This window comes from Candidatus Izemoplasma sp. (assembly GCF_982632705.1).
In genome coordinates this window covers 1-10,898 of the sequence record NZ_CEXEES010000054.1, presented here as the reverse complement: position 1 = coordinate 10,898, position 10,898 = coordinate 1, and the positions used below count along the sequence as shown (strand labels likewise).

The following is a 10,898-nucleotide window of genomic DNA, read 5'->3' as shown; positions in this document are numbered from 1 at the left end:
GTGTCCGCTTCCACTGCATACTTCTTGATACGTTGTTTCACCGTTTCCAGCGATGTATCCAACTTCTGTTTTATATACTCCTGTTAATTGTTTAAAGTAGGCTTCTACTCCCCAAAAGCATCCACCTGCGAATACGATTTTGTTCATATTACCACTCACTTTCATTATATGATGTACAAGATCAGTTTTACTGTTTGTATATAGTAATCGATCTTTGTTGTTTTTAATAATTAGGTTTTGTTTTAATGTTTGGTATTTCAGTCTGAATATTTTGTATGTTCTTAGTGCATTTCTAAAATCTAAATGTTTCTTTAATTCTGGATTCGATGAATGAATAGCGTATAAATGATGTTCATAAAATGCATCATCTGTCCGTCTAAACGCATGACGTCCTTCAATTCCTTTATCACCTTGATACTCCCATCCATTAGATGTAAGTACGTTGATGATTGGTTCAATTGTCTCTGTATATTCAATGTCAATGTCCAATATTGGTTTTGAACCTAGTCCATTGACAGATGTTGAACCAACATGGTGAATCTCTTTATGTAGTCCTGTTAGTATATGTTCTAAAAAAGATTCTATTTTACTATATTCTATTGGCCAGTCTTTATTGTAAGAACTGTATCTCAGTAGTTTATTCAATGATATTGTTAACGACATAACTAGCCATTATCATACCTGCCACTGGTGGTAGATAACTGATTGAACTAGGTGTTCGTTTTTCCTTGTCTATACGCTGAGGTTCTTCTGGACTGTAAACGACAGGTACTGGTGTATAAATTTTAAGTTTCCTTAAACTACTTCTCATTCTTCTAGCGATAGGATCATGAGAGGTTTCTCTTATATCTACTATTTCAATCATTTCAGGGTGAACTTTATTTCCCATACCCATAGATGAAATGATTTTTATGTTTCTATCATGTGCATCTTTTATCAAATCTATCTTATATGTAAGTGTATCAATACAGTCACAGAAAAAATCAAATTCTCGGTCTAAGATTTCAACTTTTGTGTTTTTGTCATAGAATGTGTGATACGCATGTACTATGCAATCAGGATTGATGTCATTGATTCTTTGTTTCATGACTTCTGTTTTTGGTAGACCGATGGTTGAATGAAGCGCAACGATCTGTCTGTTTATATTTGTAATATCGACAACGTCCTCATCGACAATTACTAAAGTACCAACACCGGCTCTAGCTAGTGCTTCACAGGCACTCCCACCAACACCACCAAGTCCTAAGACTAAGACAGTACTGTCTTTTAATTTTTGGAGTTTTTCGTCTCCGATTAGTTCTATTGTTCTATTAAATATCATAATATGTACCTCGTTAAAAATGACTACATCCGTAGCCATTTTATTTTTTAAATAGATTTACGTTAAAGACACGATCACCAACGTAAAAAACAGCTGTGTATACCCCTATGAATAATGGAATGATTACATGTGGTACATAGAAGAATGATCCTCCTAAATATGTATAAAAGATTCCAATCCCAATGATTCCGAAAGCACTAAATACGTTTACTATCATGAATTCTCGTTGGTATAATGGCTTTAATCTACGTTCATATTTGTCTCTTGTGAATAATAATAATGTTAATCCTATACTAAAAAAGATTAAGGTAATTGTTGCTGCGATTAAGACGATTTTGTTTGTTGATGTATATTCGTGTAAATCGAACATATATGCAATCACGACAAATATCGGTACCATCAGCATACTCATTGCGTAGAATACAATTAGGTTTACTTGGAAACGGTTATAGACTTTCTTTCGTTTCACGGAGTGGTTTGTTGCTGCCTACGCAGTTCTTTCTTCTCTTTATAGAAGTTGATTAATACTCTAATAGTTGCAGCTAGTGGTGCTGCAAATATAACACCTAATGTTCCAAATAAACTACCAAAGAATAAGATACTACCTATGATTAGTATTGGATGCATTTCAAGTTGACGTCCCATTATTACTGGTTGGAAGATATTACCTTCAACAAACTGTAATCCTATGTTTACACCAAGAACCCAGAATGGATTAACATCGTTTGTGATAATGGTATAAATCAGTACTGGAACTAAGGCAATGATTGCTCCGAAGTAAGGGATAATGTTGGTTAGACCAACGATCAATCCAAATACGAAGAAGTATTCTAATCCAATTAATCGGTATGCGATAGTCGCTGCTGCTCCTATTGATACCATTAATAGTAGTTGCCCTCTAATGTATGCACCTACTGTATGGTTTAGTCTGTTTCCGAGGTCGGAAGCGTCTTTTTCATACTTAATAGGGATAATCGAACGAATGTTATCGTTGATTAATTCGTAATCTTTTAAATAGTATAGTAACAAGATTGGTAATATCATACCAATTGTAATTAGACTAAATAACATGCTTGGTAAGTTGTTTGTAATTGTATCTAAGAACCCAGAAACTGTGTTTTCAATAACACCAGATTCTGAAATTGTTGCTGCTAATTGATCATATAAATCAGTTCCTAAGATGAAGTCATTTCTGAAATCAGTTTGGAAGTATAACTCTAGTTTTGGGTAATCTACTTCAAAGAACTCTCTGATCTGTTCGATGATTACTGGAGTTATTAATGCAAACGTGAAATATAGAACTGTAGCGATTAATAAGTATACAATCATTACACTTAATCCACGAGGTCCTACTCCACGACGTTCAAATACTTTTACTAGTGGATACACAATTAAACTGATTAACCACGCTAATGCGAATGGTACTCCAGCACTTTTAATTGCATTCCAAATAGTGAACCATAAGTCTTTGAACTGACTAGCCATAAATAGAACAGCTAGAAATAGCAATACGATTCCAAGCACTTTAAGTGCTTTGTTTAGAAATTCATCTTTAAAGAATTTGTTATTGTTATCCATGTTCTCACATCCTTTAATCCTTTACATTATATCATAATTTGAAATAAATTTAAATTAATTCAATGTTTTGATTGATAATTCCTCTAATTGTTCATCGGCAACTTTACTAGGCGCTGATGTCATAACACATTGTGCTGAGTTTGTTTTTGGGAATGCGACAACGTCTCTTATGTTTTCAGTATGAACTAAAAGCATAACTAAGCGGTCTAACCCAAATGCAATTCCTGCATGTGGCGGTGTCCCATATTTCAAGGCTTCTAATAAGAACCCGAATTTCTGTTGTTGTTCTTCTTTGCTGATACCTAAGATATCAAATACCTGGTTTTGTAGTTTTGTCTTATGAATTCTAACTGACCCACCACCAAGTTCTTGTCCTTGAACGACTAAGTCATAGCAATAAGCTAATGCTTTTTCTGGTGATTCATTTAATAATTCTAAGTCTTCATCTTTCACTCTTGTGAATGGATGATGAAGGCTGTAATAACGTTGTTGTTCTTCTCTAAATTCGAACATTGGCCAATCTACAACCCATGTAAAGTCATAATCTTCTTCAGAGTATAATTCAAGTACTTTGGCTATATGATTACGTAATTGCCCTAAGCTTTGGTTTACTACTTCTGTTTTGTCAGAACCAAATAAGATTAAATCATTCTCTTCGGCATTCATAGTTTCTTTTAAAGAATCAAGTAGTTCTTTGGTAAAGAACTTAACGATTGAACCCGTAAATTCACCGTTAGCGAATTTAAGGAATGGTAATCCTTTGGCTCTATATTTTTTAACAAAGTCTGTAAGTTTATCTAGTTTCTTTCTACTAAATTCTGAAGCTGCGTTTTTAACATTGATTGCTTTTACGATTCCACCATTTTCGATGTTTGATGTGAATACTCCAAATGATGATTCTTTGGCAATATCAGTAATGTTTGTTAATAACATTTCAAACCGTGTATCTGGTTTATCTACACCGTATTTGTCCATAGCGTATGCGTATGTAATACGTGGGAAGTCTTCTGTTAGTTCGATACCTTTTACTGATTTCATTACGTGTTTGATCATTCCTTCAGAGATGTTTAAAATTTCTTCTTGATCCATGAATGATGTTTCAATATCGATTTGTGTGAACTCAGGTTGTCTATCGCTTCTTAAATCTTCATCTCTGAAGCATTTTGCGATTTGATAGTATTTTTCGAATCCTGAAACCATTAATAGCTGTTTAAATATTTGAGGTGATTGTGGTAATGCATAGAATTGTCCTTCGTTGATACGTGAAGGTACTAAATAATCACGTGCACCCTCAGGTGTAGATTTTGTAAGAATTGGTGTTTCGAATTCTAAGAAGTTATCTTTGTTTAGGTATTCACGTACAGCAGTAGCTGTTTTGTGACGTACGATGAAGTTGTTTTGTAGTACTGGTCTACGAAGATCTAAGTATCTGTATTTTAAACGAGTATCTTCTAACGCATCTGTTTCATCTGCGATGATCATTGGTGTTAGTTCAGCTGTGTTTAAGATGTTTAATTCAGTTACTTCTACTTCGATTTCTCCAGTTGGTATTTTTTTGTTTTTAGAAGAACGTTCGATTACGTTTCCAGTTACTTCTAGAACATATTCGTTTTTGATTTCTAATGTTTTTGAATACAGTGGAGAATTTGGGTTAAAAGCCAATTGTGTGATTCCTTCTTTATCTCTAAGATCGATAAATACTAAACCACCTAAGTCTCTTTTTTTCGCTACCCAACCTTTTAGGGTAACTGTTTGGTTGATGTGTGAACTACGAAGTTCACCATTATTATGAGTTCTTTTCATTGTTATTCTCCTATTCGCATGAATCGCATGACTCTTCATCGCATGATTTACATTTACCTGAAGGGTTCATTAATTCTGTGATTATTGTGTTATATAGTTTTTCTTTTTTGATTGTAACTTGTTCTCCTGAGTCTTGATCTTTTAGATTAATAACTCCTTGTTTTTGTTCTTCTTCACCGTATATTGCGATGAACCTAGCTTTTAAGTTTGAGGCTAGTTTGAACTGTGCTTTCATTCCTTTGTCTAGGAAATCAATGTCAGATAATAAACCACCAAGTCTGCATCTGTTTAATAGTTTAATTGCTTCTTCCTTTTGCTCTTCACCAAGTGCCATCATGTATAAGTGTAAGTATTCAGGGTCTCCTAGGAAGTTGATTGATTCTAATGCGAACATTAGACGTTCCATACCAAATGCGAACCCTACACCAGGAGTTTTTGGTCCACCTAGTGATTCTACTAGGTTATCGTAACGTCCACCACCACAGATTGTATTTTGAGCACCAAGTGAATCAAGGTGTGCATTTACTTCAAATACTGTGTGTGTGTAGTAATCTAACCCGCGAACAAGTGATTCATCGATGATGTAATCAATATCCATTGCTTCTAAGTATTTGATTACATTATCAAAATGTAATTTAGCTGATTCTGTTAGGTAATCAACTGGTTTTGGAGCGTTCTTTAATGTATCACTGTCTTTATCTATCTTGCAGTCTAAGATGCGAAGTGGGTTTGTTTCATAGCGATTGTTACAGTCGTTACAAAGTGTATCCATTTTTCCATCTAGGTATTCTACAAGTGCTTCTCTATATAGTTTTTTCGATTCTTCATCACCAATACTGTTTACGTGAACAGTAACATCTTTGATTTTTAACGCTCTTAAAACAGAAACAGCGTAACTTATTACTTCAGCGTCTAACATAGGACTTGATGATCCAAATGCTTCGGCACCAAACTGCATAAATTGTCTGTATCTCCCTTTTTGAGGTCTTTCATAACGGAACATTGGTCCAACGTAATAAAGCTTTTGGACAGGGATTTTATCTGCGTATAGTTTGTTTTCTATGTAGCTTCTTACAACTCCCGCTGTTCCTTCTGGGCGCAGTGTATTACTACGTTTCCCACGATCGATAAAATCGTATGTTTCTTTGGATACGATATCTGTTGTTTCTCCTACTCCTCTGTGGAATAGTTTGGTTGATTCAAAGATTGGTGTTCTGATTTCGTTATAGTTAAATATTTTACTTACGTTTCTTATGATTTTTTCAAGTTGCTGGTATTTACGTGTTTGGTCGGGTAGTAAATCATAAGTTCCTTTCATTTTTTGATACATAAAATCACTCCTTTTTGTATTAAAAAAGTCCCCCTTAATCTAAGGGCGACATTATATCCGCGGTACCACCTTAGTTCCTAGTAAATCTAGGCCCTCGTCTCTTTAACGCAGAGATACGTAATAACCTACTAATTTCAGTTATTCCCTCCATTGTGTCTAGTCTATTTGTTTATGAATATTCACACCAACCATATTCTCTCTTTGATAAACAATAATACACCTTTTCAATTTCTTAGGTTTACAAATGTGATTATACTATTACATAGTAATATAGTCAATAAAAATACTGATTATTCTGTATGAAATATGATTTCGTTTTTGGCTTGTTCAAGCCAAGATAGTGAATTACTATGATAATCGTCATCAATGATACTATAGATTGCTTCATCTAAATGATGTCCGTCGTAGTTTAAAAACTTCTTACGGAGGATTCCTTCAAATGTAAATTCTAGTTTTTCACACACGCGTTTTGAACGATCGTTGAATAAGAAATATCCATATGTTAATCGTGATAAACCGAGTAGTTCAAATGCGTAGATGATTAATGCTTTAGAGGCTTCTGTCATGATTCCTTTCCCCCAGTACTCTGGGTGTAAAACAAATCCAATTTCGCCTTTATGTTGTTTATATGTATGTACTTCGATTGTCCCGATCATTTTTTTTGTATCTTTTAACACAATTGCGTAATTACCAGGTTGTCCGAAGTCTCTTTTCTTTATACAGTACTGAATAAAATCGATGCTTTCTTGTAGTGCTACGTGTGGTTTCCATCCTGCATTTGGCCCTACTAAAGGACTAGACGCATAATCAAACACATCGTGTTGATCCGCTAAAGCGATTGGTCTTAAGATAAGACGAATTGTTTCAATAATTGGAAGTAACAACATAATACCACTACTTTCTTACAAGCATTACCCATTTATCTATGTCTTTAAATCCTAGACGATGATAAATCTTTCCTGCGGCTGGATTGTCGTAGAATAGACAAAGAGCTTTTTTTCTTTTATTTATATATTCATTTAATAATTTAATCATTAGTTTAGATGCATATCCTCTTTTTCGATACGCAGGGTGTGTCGCAACTGCGACTACCATTGCGGCTTTTGTTGTGTCTGCGACTGTGCTAACAGAGCATACACATAAATCATCTTGATGAATAGAATATGTAACTGATTCTTTTAATGCTTGTAGTTTTGATGTTATGAATTTCTCTACTTTTTCTGATTTGAAACTTTCAAATTCTTCAATATCAGCTAGTAGATAGTATAGTTTTCTTGCTTGATCTGGTGTTTTTACATCAATTATATCATCTTCAATTACTTCAAGATTTGGATCAAAAGTGTTTGCCTCACAGAAATACATTGGTTTCTCTTTCATCTCTTTAAAATGAGGTTTTAGAAGTTCCATGATGCTTCCTTTGGCAGAGATAAATTCATATTTGAATGTGTTGATGATTTCTAAGAAGTCGGTGTTGAAGTGTTGTTCTTGACTATAGTAGATAACATTTTCTTTGTACCTTAGTAAGACACCTAATATTTTATTATCTGCATATTCAGCATACACATCTTGAAAATCTACATCGAATCCAAATTGCTCGATGTCCCCGATAATGAAGATATTGATTGATGGTTCTTTGTATAAATATTTTAATACTTGTTCTTGGTCGTTTATTGTTAGTTTTCTTATCATGTATATCACTTACTTTCGAGTAGTATAGTTACAGGACCACTGTTGGTAAGGTTGATGTCCATCATTGCCCCGAACTCTCCTTCTAATGTGTTTATGTTGTATGTGTTATTTAGAATGTTTGTTAGTTCGTGATATAGAACGATGGCTTTAGAAGGTTCCAAAGCGTTTGTGAATGATGGTCTATTCCCTTTTTTTGTTTCCCCGTATAATGTGAACTGTGAAATGCTTAGTATTTCATAGTTTTTATCTAATATTGATTTATTTAGCTTACCTTCATCATCTTCAAAGATGCGAAGATTGGCTACTTTTTTTGCTAAGTACTCTACTTCTATTGATGTATCAGTATGTGTTAAACCTACAAGTAATACGTATCCATCTTTGATTTCTGAGATGATGTCATTATTTACTGTACAAGATGCTTGTGATACACGTTGAACGATGATTTTCATTACTTCATCATCCTTTCAATAGCGTATACATCAGGTATTTTTTGAAGGTTAACGATTATGTTTTCTAGTTCTGATTTATCATGGATCGATACTTTAAGTTTGATGACACCTTCTAAACTTTTGTTTTGGGCAGCAGCTACTTGAAGTACTTTTCCTTTTGTTGATGTGACTGTGTTGATGATTTCAGCTAGAATGTTGTCTCTGTTTGAAACGATTAATTTAATATTTACGTTGTACATTTTTTGTGTGTCAGATCCCCAGAATACTTCGATATAACGGTTATCATCTAGTGATTGTAAGTTATTACATCTTGTTCTATGTACTGCGATTCCGGTTCCCTTTGATACGTATCCTGTGATTCTATCACCAGGAATTGGTGAACAACAGTTTGATAGTTTTATTGAAGGGTTTAATATCCCTTCTACTACGATGTTTGATTCCGTTTTATGGTCTAAGTATACTGAACTGTTGATACGTTCTATTAAGGCTTCTTCTGTGTACTCAGTACCACCTAGTAGTGCGTTTATCGCAGAGTTTGGTGATATTGTGTTTTTACCGATTTCGTAGTATAAATCTTCTACAGTTTTCGCACCTTTTTTGGTGAATAGTTCTAATACTTTTTTGTCTGTGACTTTGACAGATTCTTTTCTGTTATTTAGTTCTCTTAGGAAGTCTTCTTTACCCATTTCGATAAGGACAGATCTTCTTTGTTTGTTTAAGTAGTTTTTGATTTTTGATCTGGCTCCAGATGTTCTTACTATTTTAAGCCAGTTATCGTTTGGACCAAAACTATTGACAGATGTTTTCATGTTTACGATGTCACCTGTGTTTAGTTTGTATTCTAGAGGAACGATTTTACCGTTTACGATTGCGCCTACTGTTTTGATTCCGACTTGTGTATGAATACGGAATGCGAAATCAAGTGGTGTAGATCCTTTTGGTAAATCGATGATGTCTCCGTTTGGAGTGAATACGTATACGTTTGCATTGAAGATATCGTCTCGTAGTAAAGCTAAAACATCTTGATCATCTTCTGATTCTTTTGTGAATTGAACTAAGTCTCCATACCATTTTAAACGTTTGGATACTTCGTCTGTCATTTGAACTTTCTTCCCTGTTTCTTTGTATGCCCAGTGAGCTGCGACACCGTATTCAGCGATTTGGTCCATTGCTTCGGTACGGATTTGAAGTTCGTATACTTTACCATTTGCGATTACAGATGTATGTAATGATTGGTATAAGTTGGGTTTTGGCATTGCGATGTAGTCTTTGAATCTGTTTGGAATTGGTGTCCATTTAGAATGGATAATACCAATTGTTCTATAACAGCTTTCGATGTCTTTAACGACTACTCTTAGTGCTAATAGGTCAAAAATATCTTCAAATTCTTTTCCTCTATCAACCATTTTTTTATGGACAGAGTATATGTTTTTAATACGTCCTTTGACGTCTGATTTTACATTATTTTCTGTGAGTAAGTATTCAAGATTTGTTTGCATTAATGCAAGATCTTGTTCTCTGTTTTTCTTTGTATCATCGATTAGTTTTGCGATTGTTCGATAGTTGTCTGGGAAGATGTATTTAAAAGAAGTATCTTCTAGTTCTGCTTTTAGTACGTACATCCCAAGTCTGTGAGCAAGTGGTGCGTAGATATCCATTGTTTCACGTGCCATTCGTACTTGTTTTACTTCTGGTAGTGATTTTAATGTACGGATGTTGTTTAGTCTATCTGCTAGTTTTACGATGATCACGCGTATGTCTTTGGCCATAGCTAGTAACATACGTTGATGGTTTTGTGCTTGGGCAGAAACTTTTTCTTTTTCTTGGTCTCCACCTTTGAATTTGTATTGTTTTAATTTTGTAACACCTTCAACAACTAACGCAACTTCTTCTCCGTATTTCTCTACAATGTCTTCGAATGTTGCTTCTGTGTCTTCGATTACATCGTGTAGAAGTCCTGCGATGATTGTGATTGGGTCTGTTTGGTATTCTGCTAATGTGATGGCTACATCAAGTGGATGTACGATGTATGGTTCACCTGATTTACGCTCTTGTCCTTCGTGCATTTCCTTAGCATAGTAAAAGGCATCTTTAATTAATAAAAGATGCTCTTGTTTTTTTATGTACTTGTTAAGGTTGTCTTCAAGTAATGTGTAATCAAGTGTGTTCATGACATCACCTCACTAATATTTCATAAGTGATAATACGTTGTATTTATCTAATAGTCTTCTTCCGTTTAGGTCTTCTAATTCAACTAAGAATGCGATACCTACTACTTCAGCTCCTGATTGCTCTACTAGAGCGATAGTTGCTTCGATAGTTCCACCTGTAGCAAGTAAATCATCAATGATTAATACTCTAGATCCAGGTTTGATATCTCCTTTATGAAGACATAATTCGTTACTTCCATATTCTAAGTCATATTTGAATGAAATTACTTCTCGTGGAAGTTTCCCTGGTTTACGAACTGGGATAAATCCTATTCCTAGTTGTGTTGCAACTGGACATCCGAAGATGAATCCACGTGCATCAGGACCAACAATTAAGTCAGCTCCAACTTCTTTTGTGTAATCTACAAATAAGTTTGTTGCATGTTGGAATGCTTTTCCATCACCTATTAAAGGCGTAATGTCTTTGAATTGAATCCCTTCGATTGGGAAATTTGGTACGTTTGCTATATAGTCTTTTAAGTTCATTTTAATAAATCCTCCGTTATATGATTAATACT

General features: G+C 34.4%; 11 protein-coding genes and 1 other annotated feature. All 11 genes read right to left on the bottom strand.

What is annotated here, in order from left to right:
* A partial coding sequence (locus AC2LE6_RS07125; protein ID WP_484478577.1) for a GrpB family protein occupies positions 1-663 on the bottom strand: 663 nt, incomplete at its 3' end.
* Entirely contained in the window at positions 638-1,321 is a 684-nt protein-coding gene (locus AC2LE6_RS07120; protein ID WP_484478576.1) for a tRNA threonylcarbamoyladenosine dehydratase, read from the bottom strand. The genes AC2LE6_RS07125 and AC2LE6_RS07120, both read right to left, overlap by 26 nt.
* 40 nt (positions 1,322-1,361) lie before the next feature.
* Positions 1,362-1,790, bottom strand: a complete 429-nt coding sequence (locus tag AC2LE6_RS07115; protein WP_484478575.1) for a hypothetical protein — start codon at positions 1,788-1,790, stop codon at positions 1,362-1,364.
* The gene (locus tag AC2LE6_RS07110) at positions 1,787-2,899 is read right to left on the bottom strand and encodes an AI-2E family transporter (RefSeq protein ID WP_484478574.1); all 1,113 of its coding nucleotides are present in this window, start codon (positions 2,897-2,899) and stop codon (positions 1,787-1,789) included. The genes AC2LE6_RS07115 and AC2LE6_RS07110 overlap by 4 nt, the downstream gene beginning before the upstream one ends.
* A 54-nt stretch (positions 2,900-2,953) precedes the next feature.
* Complete coding sequence (gene aspS, locus AC2LE6_RS07105) at positions 2,954-4,702, bottom strand: aspartate--tRNA ligase (RefSeq protein ID WP_484478573.1); 1,749 nt, start codon at positions 4,700-4,702, stop codon at positions 2,954-2,956.
* A 10-nt stretch (positions 4,703-4,712) separates the two neighbouring features.
* Positions 4,713-6,032: a histidine--tRNA ligase gene (gene hisS / locus AC2LE6_RS07100; RefSeq protein WP_484478572.1), complete on the bottom strand. Its 1,320-nt coding sequence runs from the start codon at positions 6,030-6,032 to the stop codon at positions 4,713-4,715.
* 38 nt (positions 6,033-6,070) lie between these two features.
* Positions 6,071-6,275: a binding site (T-box leader), on the bottom strand.
* 47 nt (positions 6,276-6,322) lie between these two features.
* On the bottom strand, positions 6,323-6,919 hold the full coding sequence (locus AC2LE6_RS07095; protein WP_484478571.1) for a GNAT family N-acetyltransferase: 597 nt from the start codon (positions 6,917-6,919) through the stop codon (positions 6,323-6,325).
* Positions 6,920-6,926: 7 nt separating this feature from the next.
* Positions 6,927-7,721 (bottom strand): GNAT family N-acetyltransferase, encoded by a 795-nt coding sequence (locus AC2LE6_RS07090; RefSeq protein ID WP_484478570.1) that lies wholly within the window; start codon positions 7,719-7,721, stop codon positions 6,927-6,929.
* 5 nt (positions 7,722-7,726) lie between these two features.
* Positions 7,727-8,170, bottom strand: a complete 444-nt coding sequence (gene dtd, locus AC2LE6_RS07085) for a D-aminoacyl-tRNA deacylase (protein ID WP_484478569.1) — start codon at positions 8,168-8,170, stop codon at positions 7,727-7,729.
* On the bottom strand, positions 8,170-10,341 hold the full coding sequence (locus AC2LE6_RS07080) for a RelA/SpoT family protein (RefSeq protein ID WP_484478568.1): 2,172 nt from the start codon (positions 10,339-10,341) through the stop codon (positions 8,170-8,172). The genes dtd and AC2LE6_RS07080 overlap by 1 nt, the downstream gene beginning before the upstream one ends.
* A 12-nt stretch (positions 10,342-10,353) precedes the next feature.
* A complete protein-coding gene (locus AC2LE6_RS07075; protein ID WP_484478567.1) occupies positions 10,354-10,866 on the bottom strand; it encodes an adenine phosphoribosyltransferase in 513 nt (170 codons plus the stop codon).
* Between the last annotated feature and the right edge of the window lie 32 nt (positions 10,867-10,898).